This window comes from Saccharothrix xinjiangensis, from assembly GCF_039527585.1.
GTDB classification, from domain to species: Bacteria; Actinomycetota; Actinomycetes; order Mycobacteriales; family Pseudonocardiaceae; genus Actinosynnema; species Actinosynnema xinjiangensis.
Genome location: NZ_BAAAKE010000004.1, coordinates 198,848 through 219,226 on the forward strand (window position 1 = coordinate 198,848; position 20,379 = coordinate 219,226).

General features: G+C 74.1%; 20 protein-coding genes. 6 read left to right on the plus strand and 14 right to left on the minus strand.

The genetic code is table 11. The features are described 5' to 3' along the window. Window positions 1-48: 48 nt before the first annotated feature. The 5 genes from ABD223_RS11485 to ABD223_RS11505 form a co-directional block, all read right to left on the minus strand. Window positions 49-972, minus strand: coding sequence for an anti-sigma-D factor RsdA (locus ABD223_RS11485; protein WP_344036068.1), 924 nt, complete (start codon window positions 970-972; stop codon window positions 49-51). Continuing rightward, the gene (locus ABD223_RS11490; protein ID WP_344036069.1) at window positions 973-1,545 is read right to left on the minus strand and encodes a sigma-70 family RNA polymerase sigma factor; all 573 of its coding nucleotides are present in this window, start codon (window positions 1,543-1,545) and stop codon (window positions 973-975) included. Window positions 1,546-1,802: 257 nt separating this feature from the next. Beyond that, window positions 1,803-2,399 (minus strand): response regulator transcription factor, encoded by a 597-nt coding sequence (locus ABD223_RS11495; RefSeq protein WP_015805222.1) that lies wholly within the window; start codon window positions 2,397-2,399, stop codon window positions 1,803-1,805. A gap of 80 nt (window positions 2,400-2,479) precedes the next feature. After that, a complete protein-coding gene (locus ABD223_RS11500; RefSeq protein ID WP_344036070.1) occupies window positions 2,480-3,307 on the minus strand; it encodes a hypothetical protein in 828 nt (275 codons plus the stop codon). 222 nt (window positions 3,308-3,529) lie between these two features. Further along, window positions 3,530-4,438, minus strand: coding sequence for a MerR family transcriptional regulator (locus ABD223_RS11505; protein ID WP_344036071.1), 909 nt, complete (start codon window positions 4,436-4,438; stop codon window positions 3,530-3,532). Between the two features lie 274 nt (window positions 4,439-4,712). On the opposite strand from ABD223_RS11505, the gene ABD223_RS11510 reads away from it, so the two are divergent. After that, window positions 4,713-5,009 (plus strand): WhiB family transcriptional regulator, encoded by a 297-nt coding sequence (locus ABD223_RS11510; protein ID WP_344036072.1) that lies wholly within the window; start codon window positions 4,713-4,715, stop codon window positions 5,007-5,009. A gap of 75 nt (window positions 5,010-5,084) precedes the next feature. Here the strand turns inward: ABD223_RS11510 and groL are convergent, their stop codons facing one another. Both groL and groES read right to left on the minus strand, forming a co-directional pair. Beyond that, window positions 5,085-6,707, minus strand: coding sequence for a chaperonin GroEL (groL, locus tag ABD223_RS11515; protein WP_344036073.1), 1,623 nt, complete (start codon window positions 6,705-6,707; stop codon window positions 5,085-5,087). Window positions 6,708-6,793: 86 nt separating this feature from the next. Then, on the minus strand, window positions 6,794-7,087 hold the full coding sequence (gene groES, locus ABD223_RS11520) for a co-chaperone GroES (protein ID WP_015105192.1): 294 nt from the start codon (window positions 7,085-7,087) through the stop codon (window positions 6,794-6,796). 227 nt (window positions 7,088-7,314) lie between these two features. Here groES and ABD223_RS11525 point away from each other — a divergent pair, with 227 nt between their 5' ends. Continuing rightward, window positions 7,315-8,841: an alkaline phosphatase D family protein gene (locus ABD223_RS11525; RefSeq protein WP_344036074.1), complete on the plus strand. Its 1,527-nt coding sequence runs from the start codon at window positions 7,315-7,317 to the stop codon at window positions 8,839-8,841. 54 nt (window positions 8,842-8,895) lie between these two features. Here ABD223_RS11525 and ABD223_RS11530 read toward each other — a convergent pair whose 3' ends face one another. Continuing rightward, entirely contained in the window at window positions 8,896-9,759 is an 864-nt protein-coding gene (locus ABD223_RS11530; protein ID WP_344036075.1) for an NAD(P)-dependent oxidoreductase, read from the minus strand. Between ABD223_RS11530 and ABD223_RS11535 the strand changes: the two genes are divergently transcribed. Further along, on the plus strand, window positions 9,760-12,996 hold the full coding sequence (locus tag ABD223_RS11535; protein ID WP_344036076.1) for an AfsR/SARP family transcriptional regulator: 3,237 nt from the start codon (window positions 9,760-9,762) through the stop codon (window positions 12,994-12,996). A gap of 8 nt (window positions 12,997-13,004) precedes the next feature. On the opposite strand, the gene tsaD is transcribed toward ABD223_RS11535, so the two are convergent. Genes tsaD through tsaB form a run of 3 tightly spaced genes read right to left on the minus strand, consistent with a single transcriptional unit; the run spans window position 13,005 to window position 15,194 of the window. Continuing rightward, window positions 13,005-14,057, minus strand: coding sequence for a tRNA (adenosine(37)-N6)-threonylcarbamoyltransferase complex transferase subunit TsaD (tsaD, locus tag ABD223_RS11540; RefSeq protein WP_344036077.1), 1,053 nt, complete (start codon window positions 14,055-14,057; stop codon window positions 13,005-13,007). Further along, window positions 14,050-14,508, minus strand: coding sequence for a ribosomal protein S18-alanine N-acetyltransferase (gene rimI, locus ABD223_RS11545; RefSeq protein ID WP_344036078.1), 459 nt, complete (start codon window positions 14,506-14,508; stop codon window positions 14,050-14,052). The genes tsaD and rimI overlap by 8 nt, the downstream gene beginning before the upstream one ends. Beyond that, on the minus strand, window positions 14,505-15,194 hold the full coding sequence (gene tsaB / locus ABD223_RS11550) for a tRNA (adenosine(37)-N6)-threonylcarbamoyltransferase complex dimerization subunit type 1 TsaB (RefSeq protein ID WP_344036079.1): 690 nt from the start codon (window positions 15,192-15,194) through the stop codon (window positions 14,505-14,507). Before tsaB ends, rimI begins: the two co-directional genes overlap by 4 nt. A gap of 295 nt (window positions 15,195-15,489) precedes the next feature. Between tsaB and ABD223_RS11555 the strand changes: the two genes are divergently transcribed. From ABD223_RS11555 to ABD223_RS11565, 3 genes are read left to right on the plus strand one after another with little or no spacing between them, the layout of a single operon-like run. Next, complete coding sequence (locus tag ABD223_RS11555) at window positions 15,490-15,861, plus strand: MerR family transcriptional regulator (RefSeq protein WP_344036080.1); 372 nt, start codon at window positions 15,490-15,492, stop codon at window positions 15,859-15,861. Further along, on the plus strand, window positions 15,849-16,154 hold the full coding sequence (locus ABD223_RS11560; RefSeq protein WP_344036081.1) for a thioredoxin family protein: 306 nt from the start codon (window positions 15,849-15,851) through the stop codon (window positions 16,152-16,154). Before ABD223_RS11555 ends, ABD223_RS11560 begins: the two co-directional genes overlap by 13 nt. A gap of 34 nt (window positions 16,155-16,188) precedes the next feature. Then, entirely contained in the window at window positions 16,189-17,520 is a 1,332-nt protein-coding gene (locus ABD223_RS11565; RefSeq protein WP_344036082.1) for an acyl-CoA synthetase, read from the plus strand. Between the two features lie 186 nt (window positions 17,521-17,706). Here ABD223_RS11565 and tsaE read toward each other — a convergent pair whose 3' ends face one another. The 3 genes from tsaE to alr are packed head-to-tail and all read right to left on the minus strand — an operon-like array spanning window position 17,707 to window position 20,365. Then, window positions 17,707-18,159, minus strand: coding sequence for a tRNA (adenosine(37)-N6)-threonylcarbamoyltransferase complex ATPase subunit type 1 TsaE (tsaE, locus tag ABD223_RS11570; RefSeq protein ID WP_344036083.1), 453 nt, complete (start codon window positions 18,157-18,159; stop codon window positions 17,707-17,709). Further along, entirely contained in the window at window positions 18,156-19,259 is a 1,104-nt protein-coding gene (locus tag ABD223_RS11575; protein ID WP_344036084.1) for an alpha/beta fold hydrolase, read from the minus strand. Before ABD223_RS11575 ends, tsaE begins: the two co-directional genes overlap by 4 nt. Beyond that, a complete protein-coding gene (gene alr, locus ABD223_RS11580; protein ID WP_344036085.1) occupies window positions 19,256-20,365 on the minus strand; it encodes an alanine racemase in 1,110 nt (369 codons plus the stop codon). The genes ABD223_RS11575 and alr overlap by 4 nt, the downstream gene beginning before the upstream one ends. Window positions 20,366-20,379: the final 14 nt, after the last annotated feature.

Consider the following 20,379-nt stretch of genomic DNA (forward strand, 5'->3'; position numbering starts at 1 on the left):
GACGAAGCCCGCCCCGGTTCCCCGGCGCGGGCTTGGTCACAGGTGCGGTCACTCCTGGGCGGCCGGCGTGTCGGCCGGGACCTCGTCGCCCGAGTTCTGGGTCTCGCCGCGGGACTGGCCCGGCGACTCTCCCGAGCTGGGCGGCGGCGGTGGCGGTGGCGGCGGTTCCTCGCCGTCCGTGGTCGGCACCGGTTCCGTGGTGCTGACCGGCGGCTGGGTCGTCGTGGTCGTGGTGGTCGTCGTGGTCGTCGAGAGCGGGTCGCTCGTCGTCCGCGACGGCGTCGACGACGTGGAGGGCTCGACCGGCGACGGCGTGTCCGTCGGCGTCGGGGTGGTGCTCTCCAGCTTCTGCTTGAGCGTCTCGTGCTGCTGGGTCAGGTCGTCGCGGCCGTCGTCGTCGGAGACCGACCGGAGGTACTCGCCCGCCTTGTCCAGGGCGACCTTGGCCTCGCGGTAGCGGCCCTCGCGCAGCGCTGCGCCCGCGTTGTCGAGGTCGGTGCGGACCGCGACGGCGGCCTCGACCGACCGCGCGTGGTCGGAGTAGAGGACCCTGGTCAGGCCCCAGAGCGCGTCACCCGGCTCGGCGTCGCGGGCGACCAGGCTGACCCCGGTGAACGCGATGGCCAGCACGGCCGCGGCGCTCGCGAGGGGGATGAGGTAGCGGTGCCTGCTGCGCGGCTGGGGACGGGCCGCGGCGATCGTCGCCACGGCGGTGTCGGTGTCGACCAGCTCGCCGACCGGGCGGCTGTCCACCTCGCGCCGCCAGGCCAGCAGCAGCGCGTTCAGCTCGTCGTCGACGAGGGAATCCGCCTGCTCGGGGTTCCGCCCGCCCAGCGCGTCAAGCAGCGCGTCGTCAGCCCGGATGCCCGCGAGGTCGTCATCAGGTTCGACCAGGGCGTCATCAGGCTGCGGCGGTCTTTCATCTCGTCCGCGCACGATTTTTCCGTTGCCCTTCTCGTGCTGATCAGCCACTCAGACCACCTCCTCCGCCGCCAACGTCTTCCGGAGGCGGGCCAAAGCCCGGTGCTGCGCCACCCGTACCGCGCCCGGCGTCGAGCCCACCGCGTCGGCGGTCTCCTCGGCCGACAGGCCGACGACCACCCTCAGCAGCAGGATCTCCCGCTGCTTCTCCGGGAGGACTTTCAGGAGCGTGGCCATCCGGCCCGACAGCTCACCCTGCATGGCCCGCTGCTCCGGACCCGCCTCCGTCTCGGGGGCGTCCGGGACTTCCGGGACCGGTTCGGACCGGTTCCGGGCAGCTGAGCGATGCGCGTCGGCCACCTTGTGCGCGGCGATCCCGTAGACGAACGCCAAGAACGGCCGACCCTGGTCGCGATAGCTGGGCAGGGCCGTCAGCACCGCGAGACACACCTCCTGGGCCACGTCGTCCGCCGAAGCGAAAGACCTCTCCTGCCTTCCGACTCGGGCGCGGCAGTACCGCACCACCAGAGGGCGGATGGATGCCAGGAGCCGCTCGATCGCGTGGCGGTCGCCATCGACGGCCGCGCCCACTTCGGCGTCCAGTCCGTCCCCCAAGTTGGTCATCGCAGACAGCAGCCCTGGTGTTACGCATAGGCGTATCGACAAAGAACAGCACGGAACGGCGAACGTCGCCCGTACCGGTGACCCTTACGTTACCGGTTCTCCGGCACCGCGTTGTGCAATGGGCAACAAGAGGTCCCTGACCTGCCGACACGCCGCGAAGGGCGCAGACGGCGAGCCGGCCCGGCGACGGTGACGTCGGCCGGGCCGGCAAGAGGCAAGGGGCGGCGGAGTGAACCGCCTCACCCGTCTCAGCGAGTTCAGGAGACGAGGCCGCGCCGGAAGCCGTGCGCGACGGCCTGCGCGCGGTCGCGCACGCCGAGCTTGCGGAACAGCCGGCGGGCGTGCGTCTTCACCGTGTCCTCGGAGAGGTACAGCTCACGCCCGATCTGCCCGTTGCTCTTGCCCTGGCTCATGCCTCGCAGCACCTGCAACTCGCGTTCGGTGAGCTGCACGCCCGGGTCGGACGGCTGGCGCGGCGCGGGCACGCTGGTGCTCGCGAGCGTGTGCGCCAACGCGGCGACCAGCTCGGGGCGCGAGGCGTCCCAGCGGAGGTAGCCGCGGGCGCCGCCGGCGATCGCGGCGGCGATGCTGCCCGCGTCGTCCGGTGCGCCGAAGACGATGACGTTGGCCTGCGGGTTGGCCGAGACGAGTCGCCGGGTCGCTTCGACCCCGGTCGGGACGGCGCGCTGGGTACCAACCAGTACGACGTCGACCGGCTGCCGAGAGAACCGAGCCAACAACTCGTCACCGTGCGCTACGCAGTCGATGCGGCTAACCCCGGGGACAGCCGACATCACACGGGTGAGACCCTCCCGCACACTGCGCCGGTCGTCGCAAATAAGGACCGTGGTCACGGGGACTCCTTCCTGCAGCCGAGTGACGTTCCACATCCCCTATCGGACGCCAGGGGCCGGACCTTGACACGATCCGGTGCTTAATCCGTCAAGAAGTTCGTCTCAGGGTCTGCGTTCGGGGGTTCCCCGGAACGGAGCAGCGCAGTCGGGATCCACGGCGATTGCCGGGCCAGTCGTCGGCTGATCGGATCAGCTCTCCGCAACACGCAGCTCAGAGCGTTTTGAGTTCGTTCCTTCATGTTCTGGCTGACCGCAAAAGTGCGGTTTTCCTGCACGTTTGCGAGCACGAGCGCCGTCGGCCAGACCAACGACAGGAGGCCCCGCCGGTCAGTGTGATTTAGATCACACTGGAGCAGATCGAGCCCCCGGTCAAGGTCAACCGGGGTCCCGAGCACCACCAGGACGGTCCCCAGCACGAGGTCGGACTTGAGGACGTGCCGCGTCGCGCCGGCCTCCCGGGCGAGCGCCGCGGCCCGTTCGGCGGGCTCCACCGCGCGCTCCGCGTGACCGTCCGCCAACTCGATCTCGGCGGCCACCCACTGGTGGCGCACCCGGCTCCGCCAACCGAGCGCCTCGACCCTCCCGTGCACCCTCCTGGCCTCACCCACCCGTCCGGCGCCCACCGCGTCGGCCGCGAGCCCCAGCAGGGCGTCCGCGAACGCCCCGGCGACGTCCACCCCGTCGGGATCCGCCGCCTCCCCCTCGCCCCGCCCCTCCCGTCGCCGGACCTCCCCGGCCAACCCCAACGCCACCGCGTCCCACTTCCGGGCCGCCGCGTGGCCACCCAGTTGGCGGCGGTGCGAGGCGAGCGTCGAGGCCGCCAGCGACCCGAACAGCCCACCACCCCCGATCAGCTCGCCGAGCACGGCAGCCGCCGCCGCGTAGTGCCCCTGCCCGCCCAGCGCCACCGCCGCCAGCCACCGCTCCTCGACCCCACCGGCCCGGGCAGCCGCCCACACCTCGACCTCGGGCCGGTCCCCGAACGCAGCACGCCGAACATCCACACCCCCATCCTCCGCCACCCCGCGCGTCCTCCACCCGGACACCGCGTGTCCTCCGGTCCGGCACCGCGTGTCCTCCACTGCGGCACCGCATGTCCCCCACTGCGGCACCGCGAACCGACCGCCGGGTCAGCAGACGGCGCGTTCCACGGCGTCGGCGGCCGAGGCGAGGTCGTCGATCCGCTCCGACGGCTGCGGCACGACGCCGCGCTCCCACCCCGGACCGCCGACGAAGACGCGGACCTGCTGGCGCGTCCGGGGCAACGCGACCACGACACCCGGATCGGCGTACCGCGGCAGCTGGGCCCAGAGCACGACGGCGGCGGGCGCCGTGCGCCGAACCGCGGCGACCAGGGCGTCCAGCGGCAGGTCGGCACCCAGCTGACGTGCGCCGATCCCGCGCTGGGCCAGCACCGCCGCCAGCGGGTGGAGGGGCAGGTCGTGGCGCTCACCCGGTGTGCAGGCCAGCAGCACCGGGCGGTGGTTGCGCGGCTCGGTCACGACCGGCGCCGCCCGGACCATCGCGGCCCGCACGCACTCCTCCAGCAGGCGCGACACCTCCAGCCCGGCGCCCGACTGCTCCCAGCGCCCGGTGACGGCGGCCAGCACCGGGCGGACCACCTCGTCCCACGTCGCCACCACGCCGTCCGCCCCGACCGCGTCCGCGAGCAGCGACTGCACCGCCGCCGAGTCCATCGCCAACGCCGCCCGCCCGACGCCCCGGGCCCGCCGGTTGGCCGCGTGGAGCCCGAGGCCGCGGCCGCCACCGGGCGACAGCGGCGCGTCCGGTGGCCGGGACGGCGCGGAGCCCGGGTCGGGCACCGGGGCGGAGAGGGCGTACTTGGCGGCTTCGGCGGACGACGCGCCGCGCAGCAGCGCCTGCTGCATCAGCTCCAGGCGGGCCACGTCGAGCGGCCCGTACTTGCGGTGTCGCCCGGTCGTGCGATCACCGGGTCCGAGGCCGTAGCGGCGGTCCCAAGTGCGGAGAGTAGCCGGCGCGACCCCGAGCCGACGGGCCGCGGCGGCCACCGTGAGCATCACGGGAAGTGCGGGATCACCCTTCGCCGCAACGGTTTCCCGTTCGCCTCCGGGTGGCGTTCCGTCGTGATCGGCGGGCGTCGTCACGGTGACATGGTCCGTTCACCTGTTGTCACGGGCAACTCGTGGTTTGAACCACATCCGATCACCCATCGAATGAATTGCCCGCTGTATGCCCCGCAGCCCCTTGAACAAGCATTGAAGCGGTTCTACGGTGGATCATCGTTAAGCCGAATGGAGCAGTGCACGTCAATGGGCCAAGGAGGCGGTCTCGATGGCGGACACCCGAAGGCTTCCCGGTCCCAACGCCGATCTGTGGGACTGGCAGATGCGCGGCTCGTGCCGCGGGATGGACAGCGCGTTCTTCTTCCACCCGGACGGTGAACGCGGACCGGCACGGGCCCGGCGGGAGGCGCGAGCCAAGGCGGTGTGCCTGTCGTGCCCCGTGCTGGAGATGTGCCGGCGCCACGCCCTGGCGGTCCAGGAACCGTACGGGATATGGGGCGGGCTCTCGGAGTCGGAGCGGGACAGCATCATCAAAGCCCGCAAACGGCAGTTGACACCCGTGTGAGGCACGGCGCGCAAGCAGGGGCGGCACCCCGAGGGTGCCGCCCCTGCTGCTGCTCAGAGCTGCCGGTCGGGCTGCTCAGTGGCCGTGACCGTGGCCGTGGCCGTGACCCGCCGAGGCGGGCTCCTCTTCCTTCTTCTCCACGACGGCGCTCTCCGTGGTGAGCACCATGCGGGCGATGGAAGCGGCGTTGGAGACCGCGGAGCGGGTGACCTTGACCGGGTCGATGATCCCGGCCTCCAGCAGGTCGCCGTAGACCAGGCTGGCGGCGTTGAGGCCGAAGCCCCAGTCCTGCTCGCGCACCTTGTTCACCACGACCGCGCCCTCCAGGCCCGCGTTCGCGGCGATCCAGAACAGGGCCGAGCCGAGCGCCTCGCGCACGATGCCGACGCCCGTGGCCTCGTCACCGGTCAGGTCGAGGTCGCCGTCGAGCACCTTGGAGGCGTGCACCAGCGCGGAACCGCCGCCGGGCACGATGCCCTCCTCCACCGCCGCCTTGGTCGCCGCGACGGCGTCCTCGATGCGGTGCTTGCGCTCCTTCAGCTCGGTCTCGGTGGCCGCGCCGACCTTGATCACCGCGATGCCGCCGGACAGCTTCGCCAGCCGCTCCTGGAGCTTCTCGCGGTCCCAGTCGGAGTCCGTGGCCTCGATCTCGCGGCGCAGCTGCTCGGAGCGCGCCGCCACGTCGGCCTTGGCGCCGCCGCCGTCGACGATCGTGGTGTCGTCCTTGGAGACCACGACGCGGCGGGCGGAGCCCAGCACGTCGAGGCCGGACTCGGACAGCTTCAGGCCCACCTCGGACGAGACGACCGTGGCGCCGGTGACGACCGCGAGGTCGTCCAGGAACGCCTTGCGGCGGTCGCCGAAGTACGGCGCCTTGACCGCGACCACGCGCAGCGTCTTGCGCAGGGCGTTGACCACCAGGGTGGACAGCGCCTCGCCCTCGACGTCCTCGGCGATGACGACCAGCGGCTTGCCCGCCTCGGCCACCTTCTCCAGGATCGGCAGCAGGTCGGCCAGGGCCGAGATCTTCTCGCGGTGCAGCAGGATGCGGGCGTCCTCGAACACCGCCTCCTGCGCCTCCAGGTCGGTGGCGAAGTGCGCCGAGACGTAGCCCTTGTCGAACTGGACGCCCTCGGTGATCTGGAGCTCGGTGGCCAGCGTCGAGGACTCCTCGACGGTGATCACGCCGTCCTCGCCGACCTTCTCGATCGCCTCGCCGAGCAGGGCGCCGATGGACTCGTCGCGGGACGACACGGTGCCGACCTGCGCGATGTTGTCCCGGCCCTTGACGGGCGTGGCCTTCGCCTTGAGCGCGTCCACCACGGCGTCGGCGGCGGCCTGGATGCCGCGGCCGAGCGAGGTCGGGTTGGCGCCCGCGGCGACGTTGCGCAGACCGACCCGCACCATGGCCTGGGCCAGCACGGTCGCGGTCGTCGTGCCGTCGCCGGCCACGTCGTTGGTCTTGGTCGCCACGCTCTTGGCCAGCTGCGCGCCGAGGTTCTCGAACGCGTCCTCCAGCTCGATCTCGCGGGCGATGGTCACGCCGTCGTTGGTGACCGTCGGCCCGCCGAACTTCTTGTCGAGCACCACGTGCCGGCCGCGCGGACCGAGGGTCACCTTGACCGTGTCCGCCAGCTTGTTCACGCCGCGCTCAAGGGCCCGACGAGCGTCCTCGTCGAAGCTGATCTGCTTGGCCATACCTTCTACGCCTCTCTCAAGTGCGAAAACGCCCCGGGAAGCCCCGGTGATGGGGTCGCCGGGGCGCTTTGCGTGTCAGCCGAGCGTCAGTTGATGACGGCCAGCACGTCGCGGGCGGAGAGGATCAGGTACTCCTCGCCGTTGTACTTGACCTCGGTGCCGCCGTACTTCGAGTAGATGACGACGTCGCCGACAGCCACGTCCACGGGAACGCGGTTGCCCTTGTCGTCGATCCGGCCGGGGCCGACCGCGATGACCTTGCCCTCCTGGGGCTTCTCCTTCGCGGTGTCCGGGATCACGAGGCCGGAAGCGGTCGTGGTCTCGGCCTCGCTGGCCTGGACGACGATCTTGTCCTCGAGCGGCTTGATGTTCACGCTCACCGGGCTGACCTCCACGGTCGTCGAAAGCGTTGGCAGGTTGCGTTTACGGCTCCTGCCACCCCGCCGTCGCGGGGGTCGGGGCGGTTGCTGGTGCCGTGCATCTAGCACTCTACCCACGCGAGTGCCAACGCTTCAACGACCCCCCGGAACGTCCCGCGCGAAGTCGTCCACTCGTGTCACACCGGCGTTCACCCGACCGCCAACATCGTCGGGAACGGTGTCCAGCCATGACCTCGGTGACCCGACGTTCCCTGCTCATCGGCGGCGCGGCCCTCGCGACAGCGGGGACGGGCCTCGTGACCTCGGGTGCGGGCTTCGCGAAGCTCGACGACCCCTTCACCCTCGGCGTCGCCTCCGGCGACCCCGGCTCCGACGGCATGGTGCTCTGGACGCGGCTGGCGCCCACCCCCCTCGACGAGGACGGGCTCGGCGGCATGCCCAACCGGGTCGTCCCGGTGCACTGGGAGCTGGCCGAGGACGAGCGCTTCCGGCGCGTGGTGCGGCGCGGCGTCGAACTGGCCCGCCCGCAGACCGCGCACAGCGTGCACGTGGAGACCTTCGGCCTGCGGCCCGGCCGCGAGTACTTCTACCGGTTCAGGGCCGACCGGCACCTCTCCCCCGTCGGCCGCACCCGCACCACCCCCGAGCCGTGGGTGGTCGGGCAGGACCTGACCATGTGCTTCGCGTCGTGCTCGCACTACGGCGAGGGCTACTTCACCGCGTACCGGCGGCTCGCCGAGGACCACCCCGACGTGGTCCTCCACCTGGGCGACTACCAGTACGAGTACGCGGCCAAGGCGGCGGACGTGCGCACCGTGGTCGGCCCGGAGACCCGCACGCTGGCCGACTACCGGCTGCGCCACGCCCAGTACAAGACCGACGAGGACCTCCAGCTGGCGCACTCGGTGGCGCCGTGGGTGGTCGTGTGGGACGACCACGAGGTCGAGAACAACTGGGCCGACGAGGTCCCCGAGCAGGCCGACCCGAACTTCCCCGACCGGCGCGCGGCGGCGTTCCAGGCCTACTACGAGAACATGCCGCTGCGGCGCGGCGCCAAGCCCAACGGCATCGACATGCAGCTCTACCGGCGGATCCGGTGGGGCAACCTGGTCAACTTCCACATGCTGGACACCCGCCAGTACCGCGACGACCAGGCGTGCGGCGACGGCTGGAAGACCTGCGCCGAGGCGGGCACCCCCACCCGGACCATCACCGGCGCCGACCAGGAGCAGTGGCTGCTCGACGGTTTCCGCCGGTCGAGGGCCCGCTGGGACGTGCTCGGCCAGCAGGTGTTCTTCGCCGAGCGCGACCGCAAGGACGGCCCGGAGAAGGAAGTCTCCATGGACGGCTGGGACGGCTACCTCGCGTCCCGCGATCGGGTGACGCGCGGTTGGGTGGACGCGAAGGTCCGCAACGCGGTCGTGCTCACCGGTGACGTGCACGCCGCCTACGCCGCCGACATCAAGGCGGACTGGGACGACCCGGCGTCGCGCACCGTCGGCACCGAGCTGGTGTGCACCTCGGTGACCTCCGGCGGCGACGGCAACGACACCTCCGACCAGGTGCAGCTGCGCAACAACCCGCACATCAAGCTGCACAGCAGGCGGCGCGGCTACGTGCGGACCAAGTTCACCGCGCGCGAGCTGCGGGCCGACTTCCGCTCGCTGCCGCAGGTCCGCACGGCCGGGGCGCAGGCCACGACGCTGAAGTCGTTCGTCGTCGAGGACCGCAACCCCGGCCTGAACGAGGTATAGCGGGGCAGCGACCGGCCGGCCCCGGGTCAGCCGGTCGGTCGGCCCGCGGGTCGGTCAGCCGGCCCGGATCACGTTGATCAGGGCGGTCCAGCCGTCTCGACCGTGCCCCGCCTCCACGGCGCGGCGGTAGAGCGACTGGACCGCCCCGGGCAGCGCGGCGTCCAGGCCGGCGGCCTCGGTGGCGCCCGCGATGTGGTCGGCCGTGGCGCCCATCATGGTGACGTTGGCCTGGTCACCGGCGTGCTCGCCCGAGTCGACGCTCCGCACGACCTCGTCCAGGTACAGGCCCAGCGAGCCGACCAGGTCCTTCAGGTAGGGCGCGAACCGCTCGGCGGTCACGCCGGCCGAGCCGACCAGGGCGACGCCGTGCAGGATGCCCGCCAGCGCGGTCAGGAAGACGTCCAGCTGCGCCTGGTAGAACAGCTGGGCCAGGGTGTGGTCCTCGCCGAGGTGGTCCGGCCTGCCGATGACCGCCAGGGTGTCCCGGTGGCGGTCGAACACCTCGCGCGGGCCGCTGTAGAACACGTACGCGCCCGGCTCGCCGACCAGCTCCGCCGGCACCATCACACCGCCGACGACCAGCTCGGCGCCCCGCTCGGCCAGCCACGCGGCGGCCTTGAGGGTCTTGTCCGGCGTGTCGGAGCTGAGGTTGACCACGACGCGGCCGGCCAGGTCCGCGCCGTCCAGCACGGCGTGCATCGCCGCGTAGTCGGTCAGGCTCAGGACCACGAGCCGGTTGGCCGCGACGGCCTCGGCGGCGGTCGCGGCGCGGGTCGCGCCCCTGGCCGCCACGCCGTCGGCGCGGCTCGCGGTGCGGTTCCACACGGTGACCGGGTGGCCCGCGTCCAGGAACCGGTCGACCATCGCCCGCCCCATGGGGCCGAGGCCGATGAAGGTCAACGGGGTCTTGCTGCTCATGTGCGCTCACTCCTCGTCCGGGTGATCACCACGGTGCTCGACCGCGCGCACGAAACCCTGCGGGTCCGCTGGGGGTCGTTGGCTACGGTGCCCCTCGTGCGGTTCGGGGTGTTGGGGGCGCTGGCGGTGTGGACGCCGGCGGGTGAGCCGGTGCGGGTGCCGGAGGCCAAGGTGCGGCTGCTGCTGGCCGACCTGCTGGCGCACGAGGGGCGGCCGGTGTCGGTGGACCGGCTCGTCTTCGACCTGTGGGGCGACCGGCCGCCGGGCAGCCCGGTGAACACGCTCCAGACGAAGGTCTCCCAGCTGCGGCGGCTGCTGGGGCCGCTGGTCGTGCGCGAGCCGACCGGGTACGCGGTGCGGGTGGGCGCCGGTTCGCTGGACCTGCTGCGGTTCCGGGAGCTGGCGGCGGCCGGGCGGCTCGCGGAGGCGCTGGGGCTGTGGCGCGGCGAGCCGCTGGCCGAGTTCGCGGACGCGCCGTTCCTGTCGGGGTTGGCGGGCCGGTGGGCGGAGGAGCGGCTGGCGGTGGTGGAGCGGCTCGCCGAGGTCGGTGCGACGGGGGTCGGCGCGGCGGGGGCTGGTGCGGCGGGGGCTGGTGCGGCGATCGGGTCGGGGCCGGTGGCGGGGGTCGACCTGGCGGCGGAGGTGGCGCGGCACCCGCTGCGGGAGCGGTTGCGCGGTGCGCACATGCGGGCGCTGTACCGGGCCGGGCGGCAGGCGGAGGCGCTGGAGAGCTACGCCGAGCTGCGGAGGTCGTTGGCCGAGGAGCGCGGGTTGGAGCCGGGGCCCGAGCTGGCCGCGCTGCACCTGGCGATCCTGAACCAGGACCCGGCCCTGGTCGCCGACCTGCCCGGGTTCGGGCGCGGGGCACCGGGAGCCGGGCGCGGCGAGGCGGCAGGCGGGCGCGGCGAGGTGGTCGCCGGGCGGCCCGCGACCAACCTGCCGGTGGCGGTGACCGGCCTGGTCGGGCGGGACGAGGCGGTTCGGGAGTTACGGGGCCTGGTCGACCGGGTGCGGCTGCTCACCCTCACCGGGCCCGGCGGGGTGGGCAAGACGAGCCTGGCCGTCGAGGTGGCGCGCGGGGTCGTGGCGGACGGGGTCTGGCTGGTCGAGCTGGCCGGCGCCGGTGGCGGTGACCAGGCCGTCGCGGCGATCGCCGCCGTGCTGGGGGTCCGGGACGACGGCGGCGGCCGGTTCGGCGACCCGGCCGACCCGGTCGACCGGGTCGTGGACGCGCTGCGGAACCGGGACGCGCTGCTCGTGCTCGACAACTGCGAGCGGCTGGTCGAGCCGGTGGCCGGGCTGGTGTCGCGGCTGCTGCGGACCGCGCCCCGGCTGCGGGTGCTGGTCACCAGCCAGGAGCCGCTGAACCTGGCCTTCGAGACGGTCCGGGCGGTCCCGCCGCTGGACGTGCCGAGCGCGGTCGAGCTGTTCGCGGCTCGGGCCGCCGCCGCCGCGCCCGGGTTCGCCCTCACCGCCGGGAACGCGCCGGTCGTGGCGGCCCTCTGCCGCCGGCTCGACGGGCTGCCGCTGGCGCTGGAGCTGGCCGCCACGCGGGTGCGCGGACTGGGCGTCACCACCCTGCTCGACCGGCTGCGCGACCGGTTCCGCGTCCTGGCGGCCGGCCACCGCGACGCGCCCGCCAGGCACCGCACCCTGCGCGCCGTGATCGACTGGAGCTGGGACCTGCTCGACGACGCGGAGCGGGCGGTGCTGCGCCGGCTGTCCGTGCACGTCGACGGGTGCGCGTTGGACGCCGCCGAGGCGGTGTGCGCCGGTGACGGGGTCCCGGACGTGCCGGCCGCGGTGACCCGCCTGGTCGACCGGTCGCTGGTGGTCGCGCCCGAGCACACCGGCGTCCCCCGGTTCCGGCTGCTGGAGTCGGTGGCCGACTACGGGCGGGAGCGGCTGCGCGACGCGGGCGAGCTGGACGCCGTGCGCCGGCGGCACGCCGAGTTCTACCTGGACCTCGCCGAACGGGCCGAGCCCGAGCTGCGCGGACCCGACCAGCTCGCGTGGCTGGACCGGCTCGACGCCGACGCGGCGAACCTGCGGGCCGCGTTCGACGTGCTGGACGACGCGGGCGCGGCCCGGCTGGCGCGGGCGCTGACCTGGTACTGGTTCCTGCGCGGGCACCTGCGGGAGGCGCGCGGGCTGCTGACCGGCGACGACCCCGAGGCGGTCGCCTGGCGCTCCGGGCTCGGGGTGCTCGCCGGCGAGGCGGTCGAGCCGGGCTCGGTGGAGGGCGCCGCGCGGATCGGGGACCCGCTGCGGCGAGCGCGGGCGCGGTGGTTCCTCGGGTACGTGCTGAGCACGGCCGGGGACATGCGCGGTGCCGAGCCGCTGACCGGGCAGGCCCTGGCGGCGTTCGAGGAGCTGGGCGACCGGTGGGGCGTGGCCGCCGCGCACGCCGACCTGGTGAGCCAGTCGCTGGCGCGCGGGCTGGTCGAGCCGGCCCGGGAGTCGGCCGAGCGGTCCGCCGCGCTGTTCTCCGAACTGGGTGACCGGTGGGGTCGGCTGAAGTCGTCGTTCGCGCTGGGGACGCTCGCGGGGATGCGCGGCGACTACCCGCGCGCCACCGCCCTGCACCAGGAGGGCCTGCGGGTGGCCGAGGAGCTGCGGTCGTGGCCGGAGGTGTCGTACAAGCTGTCCTGGCTGGGGCGGGTCGCGCTGCTGGAGGGCGACCTCGCGGCGGCGCGCGACCTGCACGAGCGGGCGCGGCGGATCGCGGCGGAGCAGGGTTTCTCAGCGGGCGAGGCGTACGCGGAGACCGGGTTGGCGCTGGGCGCGCGGCGGGAGGGCCTGCTGGACGAGGCCGAGGAGCGCCTGCGGCGCGTCCTGGCGTGGCACGAGCGGGTCGGCGGCGACCTGTCCGCGACGCTGGTGCTGGCCGAGCTGGGGTTCGTGGCCGAGCTGCGCGGGGACGCGGCGCGGGCGCTGGAGCTCCAGTCCGAGGGCCTGGAGGTGGCCAGGCGGTCCGGCGACCCGCGGGCGGTCGCGCTGGGCCTGGAGGGCCTGGCCGGTGCGCGGGCGGCGGGCGGCGAACCGGCGGAGGCCGCCGGGCTGCTGGGCGCGGCGGCCGCGGCGGGCGACTCGGTCGGCGTGCCGCTGCCCGCGGCCGGGCGCGGCGACGTGGACCGGGTCACCGCCGCCGTGCGGGCCGCGCTGGGTCCGGACGGGTTCGCGGCGGCGTTCGACGCGGGGTACGCCGGCTACCCCGACGAAGCCCCGGCCCCCTGAACGGCCGCTCAGAGGACCTGGATCGTGCCGACGGGCAGGCCGGGCGTGGTGGACAGGTCCATCGGCGACGGCTGGGCGCCCGCCGCGACCAGGTGCGCGCCCAGCGCCGCGATCATCGCGCCGTTGTCCGTGCACAGCCGGGGCCGCGGCACGCGCAGCTCGATGCCCGCCTCGGCGCACCGCTCGGCGGCCAGGCCGGACAGCCGCGAGTTGGCCGCCACGCCGCCGGAGATCACCAGGGTGTCCACGCCGAGGTCCTTGCACGCCCGGATCGCCTTGGCGGTCAGCACGTCCGCCACGGCCTCCTGGAACGACGCGGCCACGTCGGCCAGCGGGATCTCCTCGCCCGCCCGCTCCTGCCGCTCCACCCACCGGGCGACCGAGGTCTTCAGGCCGGAGAACGAGAAGTCGTACTTGGCGTCCCGGGGCCCGGTCAGGCCGCGCGGGAACGCGATCGCGCACCCGTTGCCCTGCTTGGCGAGCTTGTCGATGGGCGGACCGCCCGGGTAGGGCAGGTCGAGCAGCCGGGCGACCTTGTCGTAGGCCTCGCCCGCCGCGTCGTCCACGGTGGACCCCAGCTCGGTGATCCGCTCGGCCAGGCCCTCGACCATCAGCAGCTGCGAGTGGCCGCCGGACACCAGCAGCGCCAGGCACCGCTTCGGCAGCGGGCCGTGCTGGAGGGTGTCCGCGGCGACGTGCCCGGCCAGGTGGTTGACGCCGTAGAGGGGCTTGTCCAGCGCCGCCGCGTAGGCCTTGGCCGCCGACACGCCCACCAGCAGCGCGCCCGCGAGGCCGGGACCCGCGGTGACCGCGATCGAGTGCACGTCGCGCAGCTCGACGCCCGCCTTCTCCACGGCCCGGCGCATGGTCGGGACCATGGCCTCCAGGTGGGCGCGCGAGGCGACCTCGGGCACGACGCCGCCGAAGCGGGCGTGCTCCTCGACGCTGGAGGCGACCTCGTCGGCGAGCAGTTCCACCGCCCCGTCGGGCCCGAGCCGGACGATGCCGACGCCGGTCTCGTCGCACGAGCTCTCGATACCGAGGATGAGCCGGTCAGTCACGGTTGGCGGGCCTTCCCATCGTGTACGCGTCGGCGCCCGACGGCTGGTAGTAGCGGCGGCGCATGCCCAGGTGCTCGAAGCCGTGCGCCAGGTAGAGGTTGATCGCGGGCACGTTGTCCGTGCGGACCTCCAGGAACACCGGCAACCCGGCCTCGTCGGCCTTGGCCAGCAGGGCGCGCAGCAGGGTCTTGCCGACGCCGCCGCCCTGGAAGTCCTCGTCCACGGCGAGGGTGTGCACGCTGGACTCGAAGTCGTTCAGGCCCAGCCCCGCGTAGCCGATCAGCTGCCCGTCGGAGTACGCGCCGACGTAGAAGTTGCCGTTGTCCAGCTCGCTGCGGAAGGCCTGCTCGCTCCACGGGTCGTCACCGGGGAACAGCTCCCGCTCGATCTCCGCGCACCGGGCGGCGTCCTCGTGCCGCAGCGGCGCGGTGGTGACGGTGCGGGCGCTCACGCCTTCGTCACCCGCTTGCGGCCGACCGGCTCGACCGCGTCGGGTCGACGCAGGTAGAGCGGGGTGAGCGCGGCCGGGCGGGCGCCCGCGAGGAGCTCACCGGCCGCCGCGGCGACCAGGGACGCGGGCGACGGGTAGCGGGCCCCGACCACCGGCAGCCCCAGCACGTCGGCGTACAGCTCGGCGCCCTCACCCGCCGCGACCACCACCGCGGGCAGCTTCGGCGGCAGGTCGGCGGGCCGGTCCACGTGCGGGCCGTCGGTGCGGCGGCCGGCGGCGTCGTAGGCGGCCCAGTAGACCTCCTTGCGACGCGCGTCCGTGGCCACCAGCAGCGGTTTGCCGGCCGCGGCGTCCAGGGCGAGGGCGTCCAGGGCGATGGCGTCCGGGGTCGGCACCGGGTAGACGGGCCGGTTGAGGGCCTGGCCGAGGGCGGCGGCGGTGACCAGGCCGACGCGCAGGCCGGTGAACGGGCCGGGGCCCGAGCCGCACACGATCGCGTCGAGGTCGGCCGGCGACCTGCCCGCCTCCGCCAGCGCCTCCTGGAGGTGCGGGGTCAGCAGCTCGCCGTGCGCCTTCGGGTTCACCGTCACCCGCTGGGCGAGCAGGCGCGGGGAGCTGTCGGCGGTCAGTTCCACCACACCGGCGGTGACGGCGGGGGTGGCGGTATCCAAGGCGAGCACGAGCACAACGAAGAAGGATAGAGGTGGGGCTCTGTCTGATTGCGCCGCCTCCGGCGTCGCGGGCTCGGCCGCCTGAAGTCGGCCGCTCGCGACCTCTCCCACGACGATCGAAAAGCGTGATCGCCGTGGGAGGGGTCACGAACGACCGACGCGGCCTCGCGGGGGGGTGAGGCGCAGGGCGCGGGGTGAAGCGCGGGGGTGTGGGTGTGGGTGTGGAGTGGGGGTCGGGGGGTGGGGGTCGGAGTATCGGGTTGGTTTGGGGGTTGCGTTGACGTTCGCGTCAAGGCGGAGGATCGGCTTCGTGCGCATCGGTGAACTGGCGCGGCGAGGTGGCACGACCACCCGGGCGCTGCGCTACTACGAGTCCCTCGGCCTGCTGTCCGCGCGGCGCGACGCCAACGGGCAGCGGGAGTACGACGAGGCCGACCTGCGGCTGGTGCGGGAGATCCGCTCGCTCACCGGCATCGGGTTCGCCCTGGAGGACACCCGCCCGTTCGTGCAGTGCCTGCGCGACGGCCACGAGAGCGGTGACGCCTGCCCGGCGTCGGTGGCCGTCTACCGGCGCAAGCTGGCCGAGCTGGACGAGTGCCTCGCCCGGCTGGGCGCGGCGCGGGAGCGGGTGCGCGCGCAACTGGAGGAAGCCGAGCAGAGGAGCAGGCCGTGCGGGCGTTGACCGACGAGACGTTCACCGAGGCGGTGAGCACCGGGACGGTGCTGGTGGAGTTCCGGGCCGACTGGTGCCCACCGTGCCGGATGCTGGAGCCGGTGCTGGCCGAGATCGACCGCGAGCTGGACGGGCTGGTGGTGGCGAAGCTCGACACGGACGAGAACCCGAGGACCGCTCGGGACCAGCGGATCATGTCCGCGCCGACGCTCCAGCTCTACAAGGACGGCGAGCTGGTGGCGCAGGCGGTGGGGGCGCGGCCGAAGATGCAGCTCATGGCGTGGCTCGAACCACATCTGTGATGCGCGCTACGGCGCGGGCCGACAGGGTGTGGGGATGCTGCTGCCGGCGTTGGCCTCACCACCCGACAAAGTCGCCCTGCGCTTCCCCGAGCGGGAGCTGACCTACGAGCAGTTGGCCGCCGAGGCCCGTGAGGTCGCTCACGGGCTCCGGGGCAGGCGCCGGGTCGCGGTGTGGGCCCGGTCCACGCCCGAGACCTGCGTGGCGATCGTGGGCGCGCTGCTGGCCGGGGTGCCCGTCGTGCCGCTCAACCCGAAGATCGGCGAGCGGGAGCTCGCCCACGTGCTGGGCGACAGCGAGCCCGACCTCGTGATCGACGACGAGCTGCCGTCCGGGCCGGGGGGCGACCTGCCCGAGCCGGACGGCGAGGCGCCCGCCCTGATCATCTACACCAGCGGCACCACCGGGCCGCCCAAGGGCGTCGTCCTGCCCCGCCGCGCCCTGGCGTCCAACCTGGACGCGGTGGCCGAGGCGTGGGCCTGGACCGGGGACGACGTGGTGGTGCACGGCCTGCCGCTGTTCCACGTGCACGGGCTGGGCCTGGGCGTGCTCGGCGTGCTGCGGCGCGGCGGGACCGTGCACCACCTGGGGACGTTCACGGTGGCGAAGGCCGCGGCGGCGGTGGAGGGCGGCGGCACGGTCGTGTTCGGCGTGCCCACCATGTACCACCGGCTCGTGAACGAGCCCGAGCACGCGGGCGCGTTCCGGCGCGCCCGGCTGCTGGTGTCCGGCTCGGCCCCGCTGCCCGCGGCGGTGCACGAGCGGGTCGAGGCGCTGACCGGCCAGCGCGTGGTCGAGCGCTACGGGATGACCGAGACGCTGATGAACACCAGCGTCCGCGCGGACGGCGACCGGCGGCCCGGCACGGTCGGCCTGCCGCTGCCCGGCGTGGAGGTGCGGGTCGTCGGCGACGAGCCGGGCGAGGTGGAGGTGCGCGGCCCGAACCTGTTCCTGGAGTACCTGAACCGCCCGGACGCCACCCGGGACGCCTTCCGCGACGGCTGGTTCCGCACCGGCGACCTGGCCGTGGTCGAGCCGGACGGCTACCTGCGGCTCGTCGGCCGCCGCGCCACCGACCTGATCAAGAGCGGCGGCTACAAGATCGGCGCGGGCGAGATCGAGAACGCGCTGCTGGAACACCCGTCCGTGGCCGAGGTCGCGGTGACCGGCGAGCCCGACGAGGACCTGGGCGAGCGGGTCGTGGCGTGGGTGGTGGCCCAGGGCGAGCCGCCCGCCCCGGACGAGCTGGGCGACCACGTGGCGCGCCTGCTGGCACCGCACAAGCGCCCGCGCGCGGTCCGCTACCTGGACGCCCTGCCGCGCAACGACATGGGCAAGGTGCTCAAGCGGGAACTCCGACCGCAGTGACCGAACGTCGGCGACCCGGTCACCCCGCGAGCCCGCGAGCCCGCGACCTCCAAGCCGCCACCATGCGAGGCCGCGTCGGTCGTTCGGGGCCCCTCCCACGGCGATCACGCTTTTCGATCGTCGTGGGAGAGGTCGCGAGCGACCGACTTCAGGCGGCCGAGCCCGCGACGCCGGAGGCGGCGCAATTCAACAGGGCAGTTGCCTGTCCGCCCACGCGCCGTGCGGGTGGAGGTTCGCCACCCGCACGTCGTCGTCCCGCCGCTCCAGCGTGATCAGCAGGTGGTCGGCGCTGAGCCGCTCGGCGACGCCCTCCCCCCACTCCACGGCCACCACCGCGTCCACCAGGTCGGTGTCGAGGTCCAGGTCGTCCAGCTCGTCGAGGTGGCCGTCGAGCCGGTAGGCGTCGACGTGCACCAGCGGCACGCCCCGGCCCCCCGGCGCGGGGTCGTGCACCCGCGCGATCACGAACGTCGGCGAGCTGACCCTGCCGGTCACGCCCAGGCCCGCGGCCAGGCCGCGCACCAGCGCCGTCTTGCCCGCGCCCAGCGGCCCCGACAGCAGCACGAGGTCACCGCCCCGCACCAGGCCACCCAGTTTGCGCCCGAACTCCTCGGTGTCCGCCACCTCGGGGAGGGTCACGCTCGTCGCCACCACGACCGCCTGCTTTCCGACCGTTCGGCGGCACTGCGCCGAACCAGACCGACCAGGTGCCCGGTGACGAGGTCGGCCTGTTCCAACATGAGCATGTGACCCGCGCCGGGCACGCGGACCAGTTCTCCGTGCGGCATCTCCTCGGCCATCCGCTCGGCGTGCGAGAACGGCGTCAGCTTGTCCGCGTCGCCGCTGATCACGAGCACCTCGCAGTGCCGCAGACCGGCCAGCGCCTTGTAGCGGTTGTGCGTGCCCAGGGTCTCCAGGAACTCCGTGAGCACCCGCACCGGGACGCCGTTGATCATCTTCGCCATCAGGTCGACCAGCGACGGGCTGACGTGGTGGTCGCCGAACGCCAGCAACCGGATGCCGCTCCAGGTCAGCGTCGACGCCCGGTCCCGGACCCACTCGACCAGACCGGGCTGGAGGCCGGCGAGCCTGCCGACGCCCATCGTCACCGGGTTGTACCGGGACAGCACCGACTTGGTCAGCCCCACGCCGCCGACCGCGCCCGCCGCCGTGCCGACCAGGGCGACGCCGCGCACCCGGTCGGCGAACAGCTCGGGCCGCTGCTCGGCCAGCGCCATGATCGTCATGCCGCCCATGGAGTGCCCGACGAGCACCAGCGGGCCGTCGGGCGCGGTCACCCGGATCACCGCGTCGAGGTCGCGGGCGCACTGGTCGATGGTGCTGGAACCGGTGGGCGCGCGGCCCGAGCGGCCGTGGCTGCGCTGGTCGTAGAGGACCTGGCGGACGCGCGGCCCGGTCAGCGCCGCGAGGTCCCGGCGCTGGAAGTGCCAGCAGCGGCGGTCCAGGGCGAAGCCGTGCACGAGGACGGTGGTCAGCTCCGGCGCGCCGCCGTCGTCCGGGTCGACCTCCTGCACCGACAGCGGCACGCCGTCGTCGGCGTCGATCGTGGACTCGCGGCTCGCGGGCAGCTCGCCCAGCGGCTCTTCGGCCAGCGGGTCGAGGGCGAGCCGGTCGTGCGAGACCTTCTTCTGGTTCGCGGCCACGCCCACCGCCACGCCGGTCGCCGCGGCCCCGAGCACGCCGCCCGCCCACCCGACGGCCTTCCACAGCGTGTTCACCGCCGCCCCCGGTAGGCGCGGGCGACGCGGGGCCGGTACATGCCGGTGACGATCTCGTAGTCGATGGTGCCGGTGGTGTCGGCCCACTCGCGGGCGGTCGGCTCGCCGTCCGCGCCGGACCCGAACAGCACCACCTCGTCGCCCTCGGCCACCGGGTGGTCGCCGCAGTCGACCATGACCTGGTCCATGCAGACGCGGCCGACGAGCGGGTGCCTGCGGCCGTTGAGCCACACGTGCATCCGGTTGGACAGGCCGCGCGGCACGCCGTCGGCGTACCCGACGGGCACCAGGGCCAGGGTGGTGTCGTCCTTCGCGGTCCAGGTCAGGCCGTAGGACACCGCTTCGCCGGCCGGGATGCGCTTGGTGAGCGCGACCACCGAGCGGAACGTCATCACCGGGCGCAGGTCGGCCGGGACCGGCACCGGGTTGAGGCCGTAGATCGCGATGCCCGGCCGGACCAGGTCGAAGCGCAGGTCGGGTCGGGTGAGCACGGCGGCGGAGTTGGCCAGGTGCCGCCTCGGGTCGAGCCCGGCGGCCCGCGCCGCGCGGAAGGCGTCGTCGAAGCGCTCGACCTGGGCGTCCGTGCCGGGGTGGCCCGGCTCGTCGGCCACGGCCAGGTGCGACCAGATGGCGTGGACCTCGACGTTCGGGGTGCGCGCGGCCCGCTCGACCAGCTCGGGCCAGTCGGCGGGCGGGCAGCCGTTGCGGGACAGCCCGGTGTCGACCTTCAGGTGGACGCGGGCGGTGCGGCCGGCCCGGCGCGCGGCGGCGGCGATCCCGTCCAGCTGCCGCACCGAGGACGCGGACAGGTCGACGCCCTGCTCGACGCCCGGCGCGTAGTCCGTGCCGGGCGGGTCGAGCCAGGCCAGGACCGGCGCGGTCAGGCCGTTCGCGCGCAGGTGGAGCGCCTCGGCGAGCGAGCACGAGCCGAGCCAGGTGGCGCCCGCCTCCAGCGCGGCCCGAGCGACCTCCACGGCGCCGTGGCCGTACCCGTCGGCCTTCACCACCGCCATGGTGTCGGCGTCGGCCGCGAGGGCGTCGAGGTGGGCGACGTTGTGCCGGAGGTGGTCGAGGTCGATCACGACCTCAGCGCGGGGAGCAGCCATGACGCCGTTCATGG